This window comes from Thermostichus sp. OS-CIW-32, assembly GCF_054060415.1.
In genome coordinates this window covers 17,753-38,399 of sequence record NZ_JBSSDD010000009.1, presented here as the reverse complement: position 1 = coordinate 38,399, position 20,647 = coordinate 17,753, and the positions used below count along the sequence as shown (strand labels likewise).

The 20,647-nt window shown below is 58.5% G+C and carries 17 protein-coding genes and 1 pseudogene; 5 read left to right on the top strand and 13 right to left on the bottom strand.

Going from position 1 to position 20,647, the window contains the following annotated elements:
* Positions 1-3: 3 nt before the first annotated feature.
* Both psbF and psbE read right to left on the bottom strand, forming a co-directional pair.
* Positions 4-135, bottom strand: coding sequence for a cytochrome b559 subunit beta (psbF, locus tag ACVWY8_RS10515; RefSeq protein WP_414356645.1), 132 nt, complete (start codon positions 133-135; stop codon positions 4-6).
* Between the two features lie 76 nt (positions 136-211).
* Entirely contained in the window at positions 212-457 is a 246-nt protein-coding gene (gene psbE, locus ACVWY8_RS10510; RefSeq protein WP_011433109.1) for a cytochrome b559 subunit alpha, read from the bottom strand.
* Positions 458-766: 309 nt separating this feature from the next.
* Between psbE and ACVWY8_RS10505 the strand changes: the two genes are divergently transcribed.
* Positions 767-2,458, top strand: a complete 1,692-nt coding sequence (locus ACVWY8_RS10505) for an S-layer homology domain-containing protein (RefSeq protein ID WP_457394660.1) — start codon at positions 767-769, stop codon at positions 2,456-2,458.
* A gap of 18 nt (positions 2,459-2,476) precedes the next feature.
* On the opposite strand, the gene ACVWY8_RS10500 is transcribed toward ACVWY8_RS10505, so the two are convergent.
* A complete protein-coding gene (locus ACVWY8_RS10500; RefSeq protein ID WP_457394657.1) occupies positions 2,477-4,204 on the bottom strand; it encodes a Ppx/GppA phosphatase family protein in 1,728 nt (575 codons plus the stop codon).
* A gap of 207 nt (positions 4,205-4,411) precedes the next feature.
* Between ACVWY8_RS10500 and thrS the strand changes: the two genes are divergently transcribed.
* Together thrS and ACVWY8_RS10490 are read left to right on the top strand one after the other, a co-directional pair.
* Positions 4,412-6,223: a threonine--tRNA ligase gene (gene thrS / locus ACVWY8_RS10495; RefSeq protein WP_414406755.1), complete on the top strand. Its 1,812-nt coding sequence runs from the start codon at positions 4,412-4,414 to the stop codon at positions 6,221-6,223.
* Positions 6,224-6,330: 107 nt separating this feature from the next.
* Positions 6,331-6,639, top strand: a pseudogene (locus tag ACVWY8_RS10490) (heme ABC transporter ATP-binding protein); the annotation flags it as partial.
* Here the strand turns inward: ACVWY8_RS10490 and malQ are convergent.
* From malQ to ACVWY8_RS10440, 10 genes are all read right to left on the bottom strand, one after another.
* Entirely contained in the window at positions 6,599-8,179 is a 1,581-nt protein-coding gene (malQ, locus tag ACVWY8_RS10485) for a 4-alpha-glucanotransferase (RefSeq protein ID WP_457394655.1), read from the bottom strand. The pseudogene ACVWY8_RS10490 and the gene malQ overlap by 41 nt on opposite strands.
* Before the next feature lie 155 nt (positions 8,180-8,334).
* Positions 8,335-9,207, bottom strand: coding sequence for a polysaccharide deacetylase family protein (locus ACVWY8_RS10480; protein WP_457394653.1), 873 nt, complete (start codon positions 9,205-9,207; stop codon positions 8,335-8,337).
* Between the two features lie 40 nt (positions 9,208-9,247).
* Positions 9,248-9,865, bottom strand: a complete 618-nt coding sequence (pyrE, locus tag ACVWY8_RS10475) for an orotate phosphoribosyltransferase (RefSeq protein WP_457394650.1) — start codon at positions 9,863-9,865, stop codon at positions 9,248-9,250.
* Positions 9,866-10,064: 199 nt separating this feature from the next.
* Positions 10,065-10,610: a GTP-binding protein gene (locus ACVWY8_RS10470; protein ID WP_457394647.1), complete on the bottom strand. Its 546-nt coding sequence runs from the start codon at positions 10,608-10,610 to the stop codon at positions 10,065-10,067.
* Between the two features lie 235 nt (positions 10,611-10,845).
* Positions 10,846-11,397, bottom strand: coding sequence for a protoglobin domain-containing protein (locus ACVWY8_RS10465; protein ID WP_457394644.1), 552 nt, complete (start codon positions 11,395-11,397; stop codon positions 10,846-10,848).
* 54 nt (positions 11,398-11,451) lie between these two features.
* On the bottom strand, positions 11,452-11,820 hold the full coding sequence (locus tag ACVWY8_RS10460; protein ID WP_414399343.1) for a roadblock/LC7 domain-containing protein: 369 nt from the start codon (positions 11,818-11,820) through the stop codon (positions 11,452-11,454).
* 80 nt (positions 11,821-11,900) lie between these two features.
* Positions 11,901-12,761 (bottom strand): DUF4388 domain-containing protein, encoded by an 861-nt coding sequence (locus ACVWY8_RS10455; RefSeq protein WP_414408101.1) that lies wholly within the window; start codon positions 12,759-12,761, stop codon positions 11,901-11,903.
* 417 nt (positions 12,762-13,178) lie between these two features.
* On the bottom strand, positions 13,179-14,006 hold the full coding sequence (locus ACVWY8_RS10450; RefSeq protein ID WP_457394641.1) for a DUF4388 domain-containing protein: 828 nt from the start codon (positions 14,004-14,006) through the stop codon (positions 13,179-13,181).
* A gap of 342 nt (positions 14,007-14,348) precedes the next feature.
* Complete coding sequence (locus ACVWY8_RS10445) at positions 14,349-16,952, bottom strand: heavy metal translocating P-type ATPase (RefSeq protein ID WP_457394639.1); 2,604 nt, start codon at positions 16,950-16,952, stop codon at positions 14,349-14,351.
* 159 nt (positions 16,953-17,111) lie between these two features.
* Positions 17,112-18,107 carry an aldo/keto reductase gene (locus ACVWY8_RS10440; protein ID WP_457394636.1) on the bottom strand — a complete coding sequence of 332 codons (996 nt, stop codon included), beginning with the start codon at positions 18,105-18,107 and terminating at the stop codon, positions 17,112-17,114.
* Between the two features lie 230 nt (positions 18,108-18,337).
* Between ACVWY8_RS10440 and ACVWY8_RS10435 the strand changes: the two genes are divergently transcribed.
* Both ACVWY8_RS10435 and ACVWY8_RS10430 read left to right on the top strand, forming a co-directional pair.
* The gene (locus ACVWY8_RS10435) at positions 18,338-18,865 is read left to right on the top strand and encodes a hypothetical protein (protein ID WP_414329187.1); all 528 of its coding nucleotides are present in this window, start codon (positions 18,338-18,340) and stop codon (positions 18,863-18,865) included.
* Positions 18,866-18,907: 42 nt separating this feature from the next.
* Positions 18,908-20,542, top strand: a complete 1,635-nt coding sequence (locus ACVWY8_RS10430) for a CTP synthase (protein ID WP_457394634.1) — start codon at positions 18,908-18,910, stop codon at positions 20,540-20,542.
* Positions 20,543-20,647 lie beyond the last annotated feature (105 nt).

Below are 20,647 nucleotides of genomic sequence, written 5' to 3'. Positions count from 1 at the left end.
GGTTCACCGTTGAATAAACTGCATTGCAGCAATGGCTCCCAAGAAGAAAACCGTTGGGATCGCCAAGGTATGCACCGCCAGCCAACGGACGGTAAAAACAGGGTAAAAAACGGGTTCATCAGATTTACTGGCCATAGATATCACCCTACGCAAAAAGCTCAATCAATTTACAAGTTGCAACAATGCATGAACCACTTGCCCACAGCCACCCTTAGCGAGTCAGCCTCTCCAGCTCCTCCAGAGCATTGAAGCGATCGCTGACGATCGGCAACTCCTGGCGCTCTGCCGTGAAATACTCATTGGGGCGCGGGGTGCCAAAAATATCATAGGCCAGGCCAGTGCTCACAAAAAGCCAGCCTGCCAAAAACAAAGCGGGAATGGTCAGGGCGTGAATAACCCAGTAGCGGACACTGGTAATGATATCGACAAAAGGTCGCTCTCCGGTGCTGCCAGCCATGAAACTCCTCCCTAGGGTAGGGGCAAAAGTGCTTTCTGAACTTTCTGAGTCTATAACACAATGATAAGGATTTGGATGCACAACTACAAGTTACGAGACCCTTGCTTAGGCCCTTTGCTGTCAAGCCGGATCCCGTCTTGCATAGGTAAAATCTCCTAAGGGATCCCTGCGGCGAACCTTCTTACCCGAGTTTTCAGAATCTCACTGCCAAAGGGCGCAATCCCAAGGGGCATCGAGGGCTTGAGGATGGAGCGGAAGTTTGAGATAAGCTGGCCCTGAGGGGATGTTGTTGGAACAGGAGTGACAGCTATGCGGTGCTCGTGGCCCCTAGCTCTGAGCTTGTGTTGGACGCTGGGCTGGTCGGGTGTCAGCTTGCCGGCTTGGTCCCAAGGGGTGGAGCAGCAAGCCTCGCTGGCCTGGGCCGATGCCTATGTGGCGGCTCTGGAGCGTCAGACGGATGTGGTGATCACCCGAGAACCTCTGTCGGCCACCCTGACCCGCTTGGAATTGGCCCAGTGGCTGACGGAGTTTTTCGGTTACATCCCCAATCCCAACCAGGTGCAGGAGATTCGCGACCTGGAGCCCAACACCCCCGACTATTGGACTGCCCAAGCCGTGCTACAGGCGGGGGCCATGCGCCTATACGAGGGCAACGAGTTTCGCCCGCAAGGGGACATTACCCACCTAGAAGCCCTGGCCATTTTGGTGCGGGCTCTGCAATTGCCTGCTCCCACTCAGGCCGATATTGAGCGCTGGATGGCTCTGTACACCGATGCGGCTGATGTGCCGGAGGTAGGGCGGGCTTTTGTGGCCATGGCAGGCGAGGCGGGGCTGCTGGTGAATGTGCCGGATCCGGCCCGTCTTCAGCCCAATCGGGTGCTGAGGCGAGCAGAAGGGGCAGTGTTGTTGCATCAGGCCCTGGTATATCGCGGTCAGCTTCCGCCCTTGCCACCCCCTGTGGCCCAGTTGCGTCCTTCCCCGGCTCCGGTGGCCGAGACCGTCCAACCCGAAATCTTCCGAACGCGGATCACTCCCGAGGGAGGAAGTGTTCCTGCAGGGGGAACCTTGACCATTGAAGCGCAGGCCACTCCCAACGGCAGGGCTACGGTCGATATCGGCGGCGTGGTTCAGGGTCTGCCGATGCAAGAGGTGCAGCCCGGCTATTACCGCGCAGTTTACAGCCTTAGCCCTCAGGACAGCGCCCTCAGCCCCGACATCAGCATTCAATTGACCCTCAATGGCGTCAGTACCCGCGTTCAACGGCGGCTACCTCAACTGGCCTTGGGCAATGTCGCTCCCCCGCCGGTGGAGTCGGTGTTTCCGCCCCCGGCTCCTCTGCCGCAGCCGTCCCCTGCCCCTTTGACTGCAGCCGGCAATCGCTATCCGCGCATTGAGGCCATTCGCTTGGATCCCCAGCGCGACTTGGTGGAAGGGGACATTCTCACCATTGCCATTTGGGGGGAATCTGGAGGGATCGCCCAGTTTGATCTGGGGAATCTGGCCCTGAACCAGCCGATGCGGGAGGTACGACCCAACCACTACGAAGGCACCTACGTGGTAGCCCCCACCCACCAGGCCAACAATCCCACCTTGAGGATTGTGCTCACCAAGGACGGCCTCAGCCAGGAACATCGGGAGATTTTTCCTTTTTCCATCGATGGCTCCAGAGGAACCCGCTCCACCATTCAGCCGGTTTCCGCACCCGTCGCCACGGGACTGCCCCAGATTTTCAGTGTCACCACCAACAGCACCAATCTGCGCATGGGAGAAATTCTCAAAGTCACCATGCGAGGGGATCCGGGGGGGCGGGCTGCTTTTCGGATTGTTGGGGTAACGCCGGAAGTCGAAATGCGGGAGGTGGCGCCGGGCCTATACGAAACCCAGCAGCAGTTGCCCTTCAACATGCAGCCGGTCAACAACGGCATCATCGAGGTGATTTTGCAAAGAGGGGGCCAAAAGACCACCCAAACCAGCCCCTCGCCCATTACCATCGCCCCTTAGCTAGGATCCCCGAGAAGGCTAAACTGCTGCCTCAAAGGGATCGGCGCTGCGCTGGATCTGGGTAGAGAGCTTGGGGATTACCTGCAGGTTGAACTGTTGCTCGAAGACTTTTTTCTTCTCGTTTAAGCTCCACAACTCTAGGGCACAGTCGTCCTTGGGATGCCTGGGATCCAAAATCAACTCCATGCGGCGGGGGCCTTCTCCCAGGAGCTGAAAACGGCAGTGCAGGGCTTGAATGGCCTGCAGGCGGCGGCGATCCAAAGCACAGGCTATGCGCAGCAGGGGGCTCAGTTCCAGCACCACTTGGCGATCCCGCTCGTCGCTGAGGCGCTGGAAGTTCTCGTGCTTCTTCTTGGGGGGCGACTTGCGGTGGTAGCGGGCCAAGTTGGCGATCACCTCCACCTCTTCTTCGTTGAAGCCCAAGAGTTCTCCATGGCGGATCAGGTAGTAGGAGTGCTTGTGGTGGGCGGCATGGCTGATGAAGTGGCCGCAGTTGTGCAGCATGGCCGCCGCCCAGAGAAGAGCCCGCTCCCGGGATCCCCAGCCATGCAGGATGCCGCGGGTTTGATCGAAAAGGCTGAGGGCAAACTCGGCCACCCGCTCGGCATAGGGGATCTCCACCTGGTATTTTTCCGCCAACTTGAGGACGCTGCGCCGCCGCACCGAGCTGTGGTAGCGCAGCCGATCCTCAATCAGCCCTTGGCCGATCATCCAGTCCACGATCAGCCCTTCCCGCAGAGCCCGTTCGCAAAACTGGATCCGCTCCACCCCCAGCAGGGTCATCACTTCTTCCAAGATGACCGCCCCGGCTAGGATGATCTCCCCCCGCCTTTCCCCCAGGCCGGTCAGCTTTTGCCGTTCGGCCACCGTGAGGGAGCGCAGCTCTTTGATGTAGCCGCGCAGGGCTTCCAGGCTGAACTCATACCCCTGCAGGCGATGGGGGAGAGCGCCCAACCGACGGCGGGCATCCAACTGGGCCAGGCACTCGACGGTGCCAGAGGTGCCCACCAAAGGCAGGGATCCCTGTTGTTGTGAAGATGCGACGATCCGTTTCATCTGCTCGATGGGGGATTCCAGCATGCCGCGGATGTGCTGGCGCAGGGCTTGCAGTTCGGCAGAAGTGGGCGGGTCGTGGTGCAAAAAAGCCTGGGTCAGACGCACTGCCCCTACCTTGACGCTGCGCAGAAACTCCGGCTCTTGGCCATTGCCCAAAATCAGCTCGGTGGAGCCGCCACCAATATCCACCACCGCGTGCAGCCGGTTGTGGAACTCCATCGCCGAGAGCACCCCCAGGTAGATGCGGCGGGCCTCTTCCTGCCCCGAGATTAACTCCACCCGCAGGCCCAGCTCCCGTTCAATCCGCTTCAAAAACTCCAGCCCATTGGGGGCCTCGCGCACAGCACTGGTAGCCACGGCAACAATATCCTGCACCTGAAAGCTCTCAGCAATGCGGCAAAACCGCTCCAGAGCCGTCCGGGCCCGTTCCATAGCTGCAGGCGTGAGGGCGCCCGTCTGGCTGCAAAACTCCCCCAGCCGGACGGTGGCTTTTTCGCGGGAGATGATGGTGAAGCTAGGGATACGGGGATTGATGCGCACCACCACCATGTGGAGAGAGTTGCTGCCCACATCGATGGCCGCCAGAACGGGGGCCGCCCAAGATTCAGAACGAGAAGCCGGGCTGGTTTCGGAAACTGGGGAAGCAGAGGTGACAGAGCGTTCCGTGAAGTTGGTGGGCGAAGAGATCATGGCTCGGGTAAGGGGGTCAACCCCTTTAGGATACTGTGTACTTTCCCCCCTTGTTCCGGGCCGAGTCGTGAGGTGAGGTTCGCGGTTGACTCGGCAAACAGGGGAATTGATTAGCTGGGGATCCCTGCCGTTCTCGCCCCAGCCTAAGATAGGGACACGGATATCCATTTCTTCACTGTTCTTTCTTTGTTGTCGAAGCAGGTTCCGATGTCTCAGCCAGCCGAATCACCTCAGAAGGCCAACAGCACCCTCAAACTGCTGCGCACTCACGAGTCTCCCAAACTGGAGCGCATCCGCCACACCACTTCCCATGTCCTGGCTATGGCGGTGCAAAAGCTGTTTCCCAAGGCCCAGGTGACCATCGGCCCCACCACCGACTACGGCTTCTATTACGATTTTGACCATCCCGAACCCTTTACGCCTGAGGATCTCGACCGCATCAAAAAAGAGATGCAGGCAATCATCAAAAAGGGCCTGCCGGTGATCCGCGAGGAGGTGAGCCGTGAAGAGGCCAGGCGCCGCATCGAAGCCCTCGGAGAACCCTACAAGCTGGAGATCTTAGACAGCATTCCCGAAGGGGAGGTCATCAGCATTTACCACTTGGGGAATGAATGGTGGGATCTCTGTGCCGGTCCCCACGTGGAAAACACCCAAGAGCTCAACCCCAAAGCTTTCGATCTGCTCAGCGTGGCCGGCGCCTATTGGCGGGGGGACGAGACCAAGCCGCAGCTCCAACGCATCTACGGTACCGCCTGGGAAACTCCAGAGGAGCTGAAGGAATACAAGCGGCGGCTGGAGGAGGCCAAACGGCGGGATCACCGCAAGCTGGGCAAAGAACTGGGTCTCTTCCTGTTTTCCGATGAAGTGGGTCCGGGCTTGCCCCTTTGGACTCCGAAAGGAACTACCCTACGCTGGGTGCTGGAGGATTTTCTCAAGCAGGAGCAGCTCAAGCGGGGCTACCTGCCGGTGGTTACCCCTCATATTGCCCGTGTGGACTTGTTCAAGATCTCCGGCCACTGGCAAAAGTACCGGGAAGATATGTTCCCCATGATGGCGGAGAATGAGCAGGATCGCGCAGCCGAACAGGGCTTTGTCATGAAGCCGATGAACTGTCCTTTTCACATCCAAATCTACAAATCCGAGCTGCGATCCTACCGCGATTTGCCCCTACGATATGCCGAATTCGGCACCGTCTATCGCTATGAGCAATCGGGGGAATTGGGAGGTCTGACGCGAGTGCGTGGCTTTACGGTGGACGATGCCCACCTGTTTGTCCGGCCCGATCAGCTGGAGGAGGAGTTTCTTAAGGTTGTCGATCTCATTTTGGTGGTCTTCGACAAGCTTAAACTCAAAGATTTTCGCGCCCGCCTCAGCTTCCGGGATCCCAAGTCGGACAAATATCTGGGATCCCCTGAGGACTGGGACAGGGCCGAGAATGCCATCCGTCGCGCTGTAGAGAAGCTCTCGATGCCCCATTTTGAAGGGATCGGCGAAGCAGCCTTCTATGGGCCAAAGCTGGATTTTATTTTCCGCGACGCCCTGGATCGGGAGTGGCAACTGGGCACGGTGCAGGTGGATTACCAAAACCCACAGCGCTTTGATCTGCAATACGTAGCTGAGGACGGATCCCGGCAACGCCCGGTGATGATCCACCGCGCTCCCTTTGGCTCGCTGGAACGACTCATCGGCATTCTCATCGAAGAATACGCTGGGGATTTTCCCTTCTGGCTGGCCCCGGAACAGGTGCGCATTTTGCCCGTTTCCGATCAGTATCTGGGCTACGCCACCCAGGTGCGGGATCAGCTGCGAGAGCAGGGGATCCGCGTCCACATCGATGCCGACAGCGATCGTTTGCCGAAGAAAATCCGCAATGCCGAGAAGGCCCGGATCCCCTTCATGCTGATCGTGGGGGAACAGGAACAGGCGGCAGGAACGGTGAGCGTGCGCCAGCGCCATGGACAGGAGCTGGGATCCCTGACGGTGGCAGACTTCCTGGATCAGGTGCAGGCGCTCAACTAGCCGGTTGCGGCAATGGAGGGCAGTGGAGTTTTCAGAACTTGAGGATCCCAGATGCCGGGGAGCTCAAGAAAGGGCCTGAATGTCCCTTTCTAAAGAAAAGCCAGCCGACGGCCGTGTTGACGGCCCGCCGCTATTCTGGCGGCAATGCCCAGAAGATCGTTGTGGGGCGGGAGCTTTCCTGTGGATCCAAGGTGCTGGTGGCTGCCCAACCGACGCGGGGGGTGGATGTGGGGGCCATCGAGGCCATTCATCGGCGCATCCTGCAGGCGCGGGATCAGGGCATGGGGGTGCTGCTGGTGTCGGCGGATTTGAATGAGGTGATCAGCTTGTCGGATCGCATTTTGGTGATCCATGAGGGCCACCTGGTGGGAGAACTCACGCCTGAAGAAGCCACCGAAGAGCAGCTAGGGCTGCTCGCCGTTGTTCCAACTCTTGAGGAGAGATGCGCCCATAGGTCACGCTCATCTCGGCCAGCCGCTGGGCCAGCTCTGGGCGCAGCATCTCCTCGCGGTAGCGCCAGGCCCAGTTGTTCTCGGTGGTGCCGGGGAAGTTCATGCGCGCCTCTGCCCCCAGCCCCATCACATCCTGCAGGGGAATGATGGCCAGGTCGGCTACGGAAGAAAGGGCCAAGCGGATCAGATCCCAATGGATGCCCCCGGATCCCTGGCAGCCCAAATAGCGCAGCAGGTTTTGTTTTTCCCACTCCGAGCGATCCGGGTCATTAAACCAACCCACCACCGTGTTGTTGTCGTGGGTGCCGGTGTAAACGACAAAGTTGCGCTCATAGGCATGGGGCAAATAGGGGTTATCGGGCCCAGAGCCGAAGGCAAAGAGCAACACCTTCATGCCGGGCAAGCCAAATTGATCCCGCAGTTGCAACACCTCCGGCGTAATGTTTCCCAGATCTTCGGCAATCACCGGGATTTCCCCCAACTTGTCGGCCAGGGCCTGAAAGAAATCTGCTCCCGGCCCTTTTTGCCACTCCCCTTCCACAGCCGTTTCCGCATCGCCCGGAATGGCCCAGTAGCTCTCGAAGCCGCGAAAGTGGTCGATGCGCACACAATCCACTTGCTTGAGAATGGCCTGCATGCGTTTGATCCACCAGTCGTAGCCACGGGCCTTGAGCACTTCCCAGTTGTAGAGGGGGTTGCCCCAGCGCTGCCCGGTGGGGCTGAAATAGTCCGGCGGCACACCGGCTACTTGTAAAGGCCGTCCCTGTTCATCCAGGTGAAACAGCTCCCGGTTGGCCCACACGTCGGCACTGTTGGGGGCAACGTAGATGGGCACATCCCCGATGAGCTGCACTTGATGCCGATGAGCATACTCCCTTAGGGATCCCCACTGCTGGGCAAACAGATACTGCCAAAACATCTGCTCGGTAATGGCATCGGCATAGCGATCGCGAGCCTCTTGCAAAGCCGGCGGATCCCGTCGCACCAAGGCCGGATCCCATTGGTTCCACTCTTGCTCGCCGTACACATCCTTGAGGGCCATGAACAGGGCATAGTCGGGCAACCAATCGGCTTCGGCAGCACAATAGGCTTGGAAGGCTTCCCAGTCGGCGGCGGACGCTTTTTCTTTGAAGGTTGCCCAGGCGCGGTGCAGCAGGCCCAGCTTGAAGGGGATCACGGTTTCGTAGTCCACCCGCTCGGCAGACCCGGCTTGGATCGTTGGCCATTGGGGCAGGTCCTGCCAACTGTCGGGCTCTAGCCAACCGGCCCCCACCAATAGCTCCGGGCTGATGAGAAGCGGGTTGCCGGCAATGGAGGAAAAGCTCATGTAGGGGGAGTTGCCCCAGCCGGTCGGCCCAAGAGGAAGAACCTGCCAGAGGCGTTGGCCGCTCTCCACCAGAAAGTCCACAAAGCGATAAGCCGATGGCCCCAGATCGCCGATACCAAATGGCCCCGGTAGCGAGGTGGGGTGCAAGAGGATCCCGCTGAGTCTGCCCATGCGCATGGCCAAGCCCTTTTGCCCTAGGTGGTTTCACCGCCTATGCTGTCACTTCTGGAGCCACGGTGGACAGCTCCAGACAAGACAAAATTAGAACAAAGTTAAAAAATGAGCAGGATCCAAGGCCAAGACGCGCTTTTCCCTCTGGCCAGGGGATCCCGTCAGGGCGTCTCAGGAGCAGGGCAGGCTTGGGCATACCAGTCGTAGAGGCCATCGCCGGTGGTGAGCCAAGTATGAGGGCGAGATTGGATGTGCTGCAAGGCTTTTTTCAGGGATCCCATCCGCAGAGGCTGCCCGACAATGAAAGGATGTAGGCCGATGGCCATGACGCGGGGGGAGCGTTCCCCATCTTGCCACAGTTGATCAAACTGGTCGATGAGGGCTTGGGCAAAGGCTTCTGCCGGCAGGCGGGCGCTCAGACAAAGGCTGATGTCGTTGGCCTCTAGAGTGTAGGGGATCCCCAAGAGAGGGCCGGCGGCAGTCTGCAGCCAGTAGGGTTGGTCGTCGTTTACCCAGTCGGTGGTGTAGCGGATCCCGGCAGCCTTGAGCAGGTCAAAGGTGTTCTCGCTAACGGAAAACCCCGGCGTCAGCCAGCCCCAGGGTCGGGATCCGGAAACCTTCTCCAAAAGGGACAAACTGCGCTCAATGAGCTCCTGTTCGACGTCACGGGCCAGGCCGCTGTGGCCGGTGGAGTTGTTCCAGCCGTGGGCCAGCACCGACCAGCCGTATTGGCGGATCCCTTCGATGATGGGGGGGTAAAGATCCACCATTTCCGCATTCAAGGCCGCCGTCACCGGGATCCCCAGCTCGGCAAACAGCTCAAACAGGCGCCAAATGCCCACCCGGTTGCCGTAGTCCCGCCAGCCGTAGTTGGCGATCTCAGGGGAGCTGGTGAGATGGGGTTGAATGGCTGTGCCCAGCTTGCCAAAGGTGAAGTGCTCAATGTTCATCACCACGTACACGGCCACTCGCGCCTGATCCGGTAGGCTCGGCAGATTTCGGCTGGGCAGAGCTGAGTAGGCAGGGGGCAGCATGTCCGCTCTCCAAAGCTTTGATGCTCACCAAGGGGGCAGGCTAGTCCTTTGATTTTCCTGAGGTCAAGGCCCGATGGCAAGCCTGCACTTCTGGAAGGGTGAATAGGCGACGAAAGGCGATCCCTGCTTCGCGGCAGCGGTCTTCTGCCCCTTCCAGCCGATCCACCAAAGCCAGGATCCCTTCTGCCCGATAGCCGGCTGCCCGCACCCGCTCTACCGCCTTCAAGGCAGAACTGCCGGTGGTCACCACATCTTCCAGGATCCACACCCGACTGCCCGCCGGCAACTCCGGCCCCTCGATCCAGGCTTGCGTGCCGTGCCCCTTGGGCTCTTTGCGCACAATCAAGGCCGCGAGGTTGGCAGGCTCAGCACCAAGAGAGGCCAAACTCACCGCCGTCACCAGCGGATCTGCCCCCAGCGTCATTCCGGCCACTGCCTCGGTTTCGGGCGGCAACAGTCGGTGCAGCAGGGATCCCACCCAATAAGCTCCTTGGGGATGGAGGGTGACCGGCTTGCAGTTGATGTAGTAGGGGCTCTTCTGTCCAGAAGTGAGGGTAAAGGAGCCTTCTCGGTAGGCCAGTTGGGCAAGGAGGTACAACAGTTTCTCCCGCGCTTCTTCTGGGGAAAGGGTCAGGGGAGAGCAATCGAGCAGCAACACAGCAGGGATCCCCTTGGTTCAATGGCTGGCCAGAAAGAGCACTCAGGACATTTTATTATCCGGCGAATCTCCACAGAATCCAGTCTCCCCTTTTCCGGCTTTGCGGGAGGGATCCCTGTCCCACAAAAGATACGCCTGTGTTGGCTGGGGTCGATGTTGCTAAAAAAAGCTGTAGCCTGCTGGATACCTGAAAATCTGTTCAAACAACCACCTGGGGCATCATTTGCTCAACCAACAGAAGCAACGTGTTGGCAACAGAAGCCGGCTCTTGAGCATTCAAAGTGGTGTGGGGAATCGCGCCATCTTGATTCCCCAAAATTAACAAAATGTCTTCTGGATCCCAGGCATTGGGTTGATCGACGTGGGTGATCCCAATCACGTAGGGGGCGCTCGTCCTGGCCTTCATAAAAGATTGAATGGCTTGGGCATTGCGAAATTGACCCGGCAGGTGCGCGGGCACCAGAAGAACATAGCCGTGGGCGCGCTTAATTAAAATATCCCACATAAAGTTAAAGCGAGACTGGCCGGGAGTGCCGTAGAGATGCAGCCACATCTCTTCTTCCTCCTCTCCAATTCTCAAGCGGCCGAAGTCCATGCTTACCGTCGTGGTTTTCTTCAGCTCTGCCACCTCGTCCGTTGCTTTGCAATCGGTGTCTACTACCTCAATCTCGCTAATCGTGCGAATAAAGGTAGACTTTCCAGCTCCCACCGGCCCTGTTACAACAATTCGCAAGATATTTCCCATAAACTGGCCTCAGACTAAGCTCTAGCGACAAAGCTGAATAAAACTCGGGGGAGTGCACCGATGTGCCGCACGGGAGGTAAAGCTATCTCCAGGTTGCTTCTAAGATAATCTTCTAAAAAAGATACCAACGCCAGCTCTGCTCCAGAGGGATCCCAGAAACTCAAGCACCTCAGCCCAAGAAGGTAGAGAAATTAAGCAAGTAGAGTAAGCAAGAGCCCACTCTAACTCAAACAACTCAAATTAAACTGTTGGCACCATTGGCAATTAACCGTTTGAATAAAGCCTCGCTCATGCCTGTTTCCTGTTGCACGGCGTTATAGGCCACCTCAAGGTAAGCTTGCTCAATAAAAGAGAGGTCAATCATGCAAACCTTGCTCAAGCTGGTGCGCAACTGTTCAGGCTTGCCTTCTTTCGCCAACTGCCGACTCACCTCCTGCACAACTGTGGCCATAGCAGGTACAACATGTTGGGGGCCGATGCCAACGCGCACATGAACTATGCCGATTTTCCAGCGGCGATCCGCATACTGGGGGCCCCAATTGTCCATGCCCGTGAACATTTCCTTGAACCAGTCAGCAAAAGTTTGGCCCAGCCGCTGCCGGTTATGCTTGGCAATGACAGCTGCCATCTCAGCATCGCGATCCAGGTAGTTGTAAAACGTATCCGACATTTCTGCAGCAATGCTGCTGCCCCAGTCGGCGCTTTGCTGCAAAATTTTCTTGTCATCATCTGTGAATTGCGTGCGTGAGATCAGGACTTGGAGCAGCTCAGAAGGTTTAATGGCCATACTTCCCTCAACGTCAGTACAGAATCAAAAACTTAGCCTCCACATTTGGTTTTCTTACTTCATCGCCTCTGCAATGCTTGCCGCGACTCGCTTAATTTCCAAAAAAAGCAAGCCCTGCTTGACTTCATGACTGGCAATTGTCAGCAAGACAGCATCGGGGCCACAACTGGCCAAAACCCCGTACCCTTTTTCTCCCTGTACAAAAACCCTCTCTATGGCTCCGCGCCCCAGCTCTTTTCCAATCCGTTCTCCCAAAGAAAGCATGGCAGCCGACATAGCAGAGGTTCTCTCTTCATCCATACCCGCAGGCAATGTGGAAGCCAAAGGTAACCCGTCAGGGGTGACCACTGCTGCTCCCTGGACTTCTGGCGTATTGGCAACATAGCTCTGGAGGATCGCCTGCAAAGAGGACAGATTAGCCATCCTATATCTCCCTGCTGATTCCCTATTTCTAATGTTTCTACCCGAAAACCGAAAACATGACCGCAAATGTCCTTATGCTTTTACTTTTCGCGAATGCCCTTGAGGAGGGTGGCCAATCGACTGACCAGAGAAGGCTTGACCGGGCCGCTCTCATCCTGAAAACCGGGCACCCTTGCCCCCAGCCTCTCCCTCACTTGCTCAGGATTCACCCCCTCAGCCACTGACTTGGACAGCTCTAAGCGACTGGCCGAAGAAGACCGAGCCAGAACCGTTGGCCCCTCACAGGGACTGATCAACCCCAGCTTGGCCAGACGGGCACAGGCATAGCGCACCTCCAGCAGGTCTGCCCCCAGTGCTTGAGCCAAAGCCGTCAGCTTGCGAGAAGGCGACACCTGCTCCAGGATCCCCCACTCCAGCGCAGAAAGCTTGAACAGAGGCAGTTCGGTGCTGGTACGCCAAAAGCAGCTATCAGGCTCTGGCAGGTCTTTTTCGGGGCGCTGGTCTAGCTTGAGCTGCTGCAGGGCTTCCAGGACAGCAGCGGTGGCGCCTTTGCTCAGGCCGGTCATTTCTCGGTAGGGCATGGGCACGTTGGGCAGGAAGCTGAACTGGCCGGATTCGAGGGCAAAGAGGCTGTAGAGGCCGGTTTGCAGTTGATGGCGGAAGAGCTTGGCCAGGGCTGCTGGGGTAATCAACCCTTGCCGCTGCAAGCAACGCCCCAGAGGCTCTTCCGAGCCGCAAAAGGAAGCCAGCTTCTCGACCACCCGCTCGCTCACCAAGCCGGAATGGGCCAGCAAGCTCTCCAGGCGGTGTTCTTCCTGAGGTGGTAGGGCAGCAATGACCCGACCTTGGTAAAACCAGATCCTGTAGATACCTCTGGGCGCCCAAATACAGAGCTGTCCTGTTTTGCTGCCCCTCTCGATCAGTTGCAACAAATCAGGCAAGGAAAATTCTTGGAGGTCTCCAACTATGGCCATAAGATTTTTTCGAGCCTCTGATTCGGTGGGATAAGTGGAAATCAATGCCTTAGTAACATTTCAGACATCCCCATTCTTGTACATGTACTCTCGGACAACAACCGTGTATCAACGGCTGTGTTCTTTGTAGCTAGGTACTCTGCGCGCCAGCAGTTACACTTACTATCCGGGAAAATCTATCAAGGAATACAATTAGGCAGCACTCGGAAGCCCTTCACAGAAGAGTTCTAGTTTCCTTTGTTTCAGCTTTGTGTTGGATCATGTCGCTTCGTAAGATAGAACTCCTATTTTTGCTTTCTCTGTGAGCGGAAGTTAGAGAAAAGTTATAGACCCTTCCAAGTTCTTTACAAAGCCAGAAGATTGTTTTTTTCCGTTAGGTTTACCTCACTTTTCGCGCATGCCCTTGAGGAGGGTGGCCAATCGACTGACCAGAGAAGGCTTGACGGGGCCGCCCTCATCCTGGAGACCAGGCACCCTTGCCCCCAGCCTCTCCCTCACCGGCTCGGGATTCACCTCCTCAGCAATCGACTTGGACAGCTCCAAGTGACCAGACCGAGCCAGAACCGTTGGCCCCTCACAAGGGCTGATCAACCCCAGCTTCGCCAGACGGGCGCAGGCATAGCGCACCTCCAGCAGGTCTGCCCCCAGTGCCCGTGCCAGGTCGGCCAGCTTGCGGGAAGGGGAGACCTGCTCCAAGATCGACCACTCCAGCGGTGAAAGCTTGTACAGAGGTAGCTCAAAGCTGGTGCGACAGAAGTAGCTGTCCGGCTGGGGCAAGTTTTCTTCCCAACGTTGATCCCTCTTGAGCTGCTGCAGCCCTTCCAAAACTACAGCCGAAGCTTCCTTGCTTAAGCCAGTCATCTCTTGATACGGCAACGGCACATTGGGCAAAAAGCTGAACTGGCCGGATTCGAGGGCGAAGAGGCTGTAGAGGCCGGTTTGCAGTTGATGGCGAAAGAGCTTGGCCAAATCTACGGGCGAGATCAACCCTTGCCGCTGCAGGCAACGCCCCAGAGGCTCCTCCAAGCCCCTAGCGACCAACTGGCTGACCACCTGCTCGTCCACCAAGCCAAAGCGCGTCAGCAGGCTTTCCAAACGATGCTTTTCTTCAGGGGTGAGGGCGGCGACCACCCGACCTTGGTAAAACCAAATCCGCTGAATGCCATTGGGTGCCCAGATGGATAATTGCCCTGCTTTCTTACCCTTTTCCATTAAATGTAACAGGTCGCATAAGGAAAATTCCTGAAGATCTCCAAGCATCGCCATACTTTTGCTCCCTTCACCGCTGCAAGATGCGCTTTCTCAGTATTTTCACGGTTTTTGCTTTGCTAAGCAAGAAACCAGAAGATGCGCTTACAGCTTGGTTTCGGCCTAATCTTACAACCAAATCCTCAAAAGTTAAAGCGGATTAATCTTTTTAATTAAATGTATAGTCAAATGTACGAAGTTGCCGAATTTTTGGCTTGGACGCAGCGGAAATTGTGTCAGAAGCTCGGTAAAACCTCGGAAGACTTAACGATCGATATTTAGTCATTCGTAATTTTTAACACTTTTTTAGCTGCGGCTACTCGAAGATCTACGGGGTACAAAAGTTCGCCTCAAGAGGAGTGAATTGAGGATTACACTGAGGGAACTCAAGACCATGAGACCCCCAGCGATTGCCGGGCTAAGCCCAATGCCAAAGGGGGGTAGGAGCACGCCTGCTGCCACTGGGATCCCCACCAGGTTGTAGCCAAAGGCCCAGAGGAGGTTCTGCTGGATCTTGCGGAAGGTGGCGCGGCTGAGGCGGATGGCTTGCACCACATCCCAGAGGTGGTTGCGCATCAGAATGATATCGGCGGTCTCAAGGGCGGCATCGGTAGCGGAATGCAGGGCGATGCCCACATCGGCTTGGGCCAAAGCCGGAGCGTCGTTGATGCCATCGCCCACCATGGCCACCCTCTGACCCTGGGCCTGCAGATCTCGGATGACTTGAGCTTTGTCTGCCGGGTGAACCTGGGCAATAACGCGGAGACCTGGCACTTGCAGAGCCTCAGCCACCTGGTGGGCCACCTCCGCCCGATCGCCGGTTAGCAAAACCACCTGCAGGCCCATTTTCCGGAGCTGTTGCAGCGTTGCCTGCGCATCGGGCCGCAAGGGATCCTGGGCTGCCAGCAGCCCCACCAGGGATCCCTCTACAGCCACGCCCACCACTGTTTTGCCGGCTGCCAATAGCGCCTCGGCCTGGGCCTGGGTCTCCTGGGACAGCGGGATCCCCAAAGCAGCCAGACCATCCAGGGATCCCAATACCACTGCCTGCCCTTCCACTTGGGCAGCAACCCCTATCCCCGGCTGGGTTTGAAACTCGCCGGCGGAGAGCAACGGCAAACCCTGGGTGCGGGCGGCTTGCAAAATGGCTTGCGCCAGAGGGTGGCGAGTGCCGCTTTCCACTGTGGCCGCCAGTTGGAGTAGGCGATTGGGATCCAGGGAGGGGTCAAGGCTGAGACAGTCCGTCAGGTGGGGATCCCCTTGGGTGAGGGTGCCGGTTTTGTCGAAGACCACCGTTTGCAAGCGATGGGCTTTCTCCAGAACATCTCCCCCTCGGATGAGCAAGCCCCGCTCGGCTCCCAGCCCGGTACCCACCAGGATGGCCATCGGCGTAGCCAATCCCAAAGCACAGGGGCAGGCCACCACCAAAACGGCAATGGCCATCTTGAGGCTGCTGAGCAGGGGTGTGGGGTGAGGGGGATGGTCACCCAGATGCAGATGGGCGTGCAGGCTGAACCCCGCCAGGACGAAGTGCTCCGCACCGCCGCTCCCCCAAAGCGGGATCCCAATCCAGTACCAGAACCCAAAGGTGAGAATGGCCAGCGTGACCACCCCATAGGTGAAGTAGCCCGCCACCTGGTCGGCTATCCCTTGGATGGGGGCCTTGCGAGCTTGGGCCTCTTCCACCAGGCGAATGACCTGGGCCAAGGTGGTGTCTTTCCCGGTGCGCGTCGCCCGGCACAGCAGCAACCCCGATTGGTTCAGCGTTCCCGCCACCACGGGATCCCCCGCTTGTTTCAGCACCGGCAAGGGTTCCCCTGTCAGCATCCCCTCGTTGACCGTGGCCTGGCCGGCAATGACTTCTCCATCCACCGGGATCTGTTCGCCGGCCCGCACTTGGAGCCAATCCCCCACTCGCACCTGTTCGACAGGGCACCATTCTCCGGTTTGGGATCCCAGATCCAGGTTCCCCTCTGGGCTGGAAGCCAGAGATCCCGCCTTCTCTGCAGGCTGAACCCGCCGAGCCAAACTGGGACACAAGCTCACCAGCGATTGCAGGCTGCTGGCCGCCCGCAGGCGGCTGTGCTGTTCCAAGGCCCGTCCCAACAGGATGAAGCTGAGCATCATGACGGGCTCGTCGAAAAAGCACTCCCAGCCCACCTGAGGGGCCAACAACCCCGCCAGACTGGCCAGGTAGGCCGATCCGGATCCCAAGGTAACCAAGGTGTTCATGTTGGGGGCCAGCCGCCGCGCCCCTCTCCAACCATCCAGGACAATGCCGCGAGCTGGGCCGACAAAAGTCAAGGTCGCCAAGCCCCAGTGCAGCCAGACATCATTAAGGAGGGGCAAGCCCAGACGGGCGAAGAGATCCAAGTGTCCGGCGGCAGAAATCAGCAGCAAAAAAGCGGCGGTGAGCGCTTGGCGAATGTGGTGTCGGGTCTGCTGTCGCTGCCGAGAGAGGGGATCCGCAGGCACATCCAAGGCTTCTTCCCACCCACCGGGAGGGGAAGAGGGATCTTGAGAGTGCTCCGCACCGCTGACGCGAACGGAACTCCCGCCGGAGAGGGCCTCACCCTCTGAACTGTAGCGGCTGGGAAACCCTGCCTCTGTCAAAATCTGGGCCAGGTGCTGCGGGTCGGGCCGGATCCCAGGGGCAAACTCCACAAGGGCCGACTCGGTAACCAGGTTAACGCTGGCCTTAACCACCCCCGGCTGTCTCAGCAGGGCCTGCTCAACGGTGCGAACGCAGCCGGCACAACTCATGCCCCCCACGTGGAGAATCAGGGATCCCGCCTGAGAAGGCGCTGTGGGCCCATTCTGGTCAGCCGGATCCCTTGGCCTGTCTGCCTTATGGGCCTTATGGGTCAGAGTGCTCCGCACCGCTGACGCAATTGCATCTGTAATGGCCATCTTTGTCCTCCCGTGGTTGACAGACTCCTGGCCCTACTGGCTGCGGTAGGACAGGGCTCTACATCCCATTTTTTGCCAAACTCAATCGTAGGACTGGGATCCCGGCGACAAAGTGCTCCCCACCGCTAACGCAAACGGCAAGGGAACAGAAAGCAACAACTAGGCAGCGCGGGCAGGCGGGGACATAAAGCTGGGGGGAATGGACTCGGGAACATACCTTTGCAAAATATCCTCGATGGTCTGCATCGCTTCCGCATCCAACGACCAGCCCCAAAGGCCGGATATTGCCTCCAGATGATAGGGCTTGCGTGCCCCCCACAGCGCCACACTCACCCCTGGTTGATCCAGCAGCCAGCGCACCGCCAACTGAGCCAAGGTCTTGCCATAGCGATCCTGAGCAAACCGGCTCAATGCCTCTGCCGCCTTTAGGTACTGGGAGTAGCGCGGTTCAACAAACTTGGGGTCGATCCCGGCTCGCATATCCCCTGAAGGGAAGGTGGTTTGTGGCGTCATCCGTCCGCTCAGCAGACCTCGGCAGAGGGGGCTGTACACCAAGGTGTGAATGCCGTGCTCTCGACAGTAGGGCAAGACCTCTGCTTCAATCTGCCGCTCGAACAGGTTGTAGGGGGGCTGGGCGGTGTGCAGAGGAGCCACCTGGCGAAACCGATCCATCTGTTCGGGGGAAAAGTTGCTGACCCCAATGGCGCGGATCTTGCCCTGCTGCAGCAACTGCCCCAGAAACGCCGCCGTTTCTTCGATCGGTTCCAAGGGATCCGGCCAATGAATTTGGTAGAGATCGATCACATCTGTTTGCAAGCGGCGCAGAGAATCCTCCAGTTCTTGGGCCAAGCGAGGCAGGCTGGAGTTGCGCACCACTTTGTTGTTTGTCCACTCCAGTCCCGCTTTGGTGGCGAGAACCACCCGATCGCGGCAACCTGAGTCTTTGATCGCTTGCCCCAGCACTTCCTCCGAAACACCCAGTCCGTAGATGGGAGCGGTGTCGAAGGTGGTTATGCCCAAATCAATGGCTTTGCGAATCGTGGTGTAAGATTCCTGGCGGTCGGAAGGGCCCCACCAGCCGCCGCCCATCGCCCAAGTGCCCAGGCCCACCCGGCTCAACCTTAGCCCTGCATCTGCGAGGGTGACGAACTCCATGGCTGCTCCTGCTGAACCCCGATCCTCCCACTGTGGCCAGGGATCCTCTCCAAAAATCTAGCAGACATTGCTGACAGCAGCCGAGGTTGCGTGAACGACCCAAGCCTGTGACCGGGGTTGGAAGGAGAGGAGAGGCTTTTGACTCTGCTGTTGTAAGGAACTGAATCGATAGGATCCCATTCAAGAGCTGCAGCGTCTCTCAACCCAGAACTTTTGCGAGGAATGGCTCCATGAAGCCCACTTTTCTTGTCTCTACTGTCAGCTCCGTCGGTATGGCTCTCCTGTGGGGATCCCTTCTGGCTGGAAGGGCTGCCCAAGCGCAGGTGATCACCCCTCTTTTCCCCTCTGGAACTCCCATCCCCGTCGAACCCTTGCCCCCCAGCCCGGACATTCCCACCCTGCCCATTGTGCCGGATCCCCGGCCTGTGCCGGCAACCCCCGCTCCCCAGCGACCGCTGCCCAGGGGGAGTTTTGAGGAGATCAGCCGCTACTTCCGGGATCTCAACCGCGCCAAAAACCTGGCCCGTCAAGCTGCCGAGATCGCCAATGGGGGCCTACAGCGCTATCGCGCCGAAGCTTCCATGCACGGGGCAGCCATCGACTCGCCGTTTGAAGAGTTTGAAGATGCTTGGATCTTCACCTTCCGGGGGGGAGAGCCCGGCTTCGTCCAGCCCAGCATCGAAACCCAGGTGCGGGTAGACAGGCGCACCTTTCAAACCACCATCCTCTACAACGGCCCCATCCGCTCTCTGCGCTAAGGGATCCCTGGCATAATCAAAAAAAGGCAAGGGATCCAGGCCATGACCAAGTTTGTCTTCGTCACCGGTGGAGTGGTCTCCAGCATCGGCAAAGGCATTGTAGCGGCCAGCTTGGGTCGCCTCCTCAAATCCCGCAACTACACGGTGTCGATTTTGAAGCTGGATCCCTACATCAATGTGGATCCCGGCACCATGAGTCCCTACCAGCATGGAGAAGTGTTCGTCACCGACGACGGCGCCGAGACCGACCTGGACTTGGGCCACTACGAGCGCTTCACCGACACCAACATGTCTAAGCTCAACAACGTCACCACCGGCTCCATCTACCAGGCCGTGATCCACAAAGAGCGGCGCGGCGATTACCAGGGCAGCACGGTGCAGGTGATCCCCCACGTCACCCAAGAGATCAAAGAGCGGATCCGGCGAGTGGCCCGCGAGACCAACCCCGACGTGGTGCTGGTGGAGGTGGGGGGCACGGTGGGGGATATCGAGTCTCTGCCCTTTTTGGAGGCCATTCGCCAATTTCGCAAGGACGTGGGCCGGGCCAACGTGGCCTATGTGCATGTTACCCTGGTGCCTTTGATCAAGGCGGCAGGGGAGATGAAAACCAAGCCTACCCAGCACTCGGTCAAGGAGCTGCGCTCCATTGGCATCCAGCCAGATGTGTTGGTGTGCCGCTGCGAACAGCCATTGCCCCGCAGCATCAAAGAGAAGATCTCCGAGTTTTGCGATGTGCCGGTGGAATGTGTGATTCAGGCTCAGGATGCCCCCAGTATCTACGATGTGCCTTTGGTGCTCGAGCAGGAGGGGTTGGCGCAGCGGGTTTTGGAGATCCTCAACCTGGATCCCCAGCAGCCCGACCTGCGGGAGTGGGAGCTCTTGGTGAAGCGGCTGCACCACCCCCAAGAGCGGGTGGAGATTGCCATTGTCGGCAAATACGTGCGCCTTACGGATGCCTATCTTTCGGTGGCCGAGGCCCTGCGCCATGCCGGGTTGGCCCTCAATGCCGGCGTCACGCTGCGCTGGATCTCTTCTGAGGAGATCGAAGAGCGGGGACCAGAGGCATTGCTTTCCGGCGTGGATGGAGTGGTGGTGCCAGGGGGGTTTGGCAATCGCGGCATCGAGGGCAAGGTGGCTACCATCCGCTACGTGCGCGAGCAAGGCATTCCCTTCCTAGGGCTGTGTCTGGGCATGCAGTGCGCGGTGATCGACTGGGGATGTCACATTGCCCACCTGGAGCGGGCCAACAGCTACGAGTTTGACCCCGATACCCCCCACCCTGTCATCAGCCTGCTGCCGGAGCAGAAAGATGTAGAGGATCTGGGGGGAACCCTGCGGCTGGGCCTCTATCCCTGTCGCATCATGCCCAATACCCTAGCGGCCAAGCTCTACGGTGAGGCCATCATCTACGAGCGGCACCGCCATCGCTATGAGTTTAACAATGCCTACCGCAGCCTTTTTCTGGACTCTGGTTATATCATCAGCGGAGTCTCGCCGGATAACCGCTTGGTGGAGATTATCGAGCTGCCCAGCCACCCCTTTTTCATCGCCACCCAGTTCCATCCGGAGTTTCGCTCCCGCCCCAACCGCCCCCACCCCCTCTTTTTGGGGTTGATCGAAGCTGCCCTGCGCAGCCGCCCTCAGCCTCACCCCCTGCAGTTGCAGAAGATGGGCTAGTTGACAGATCCCTTGTCCAAAAGTGGGGGCACGCCTCTGGTCCTGGTTCTGCAGAGCTTTGCTGAACATAAACTGCTGCGGAATCCTGGGTTTCGCCTGTGGAGC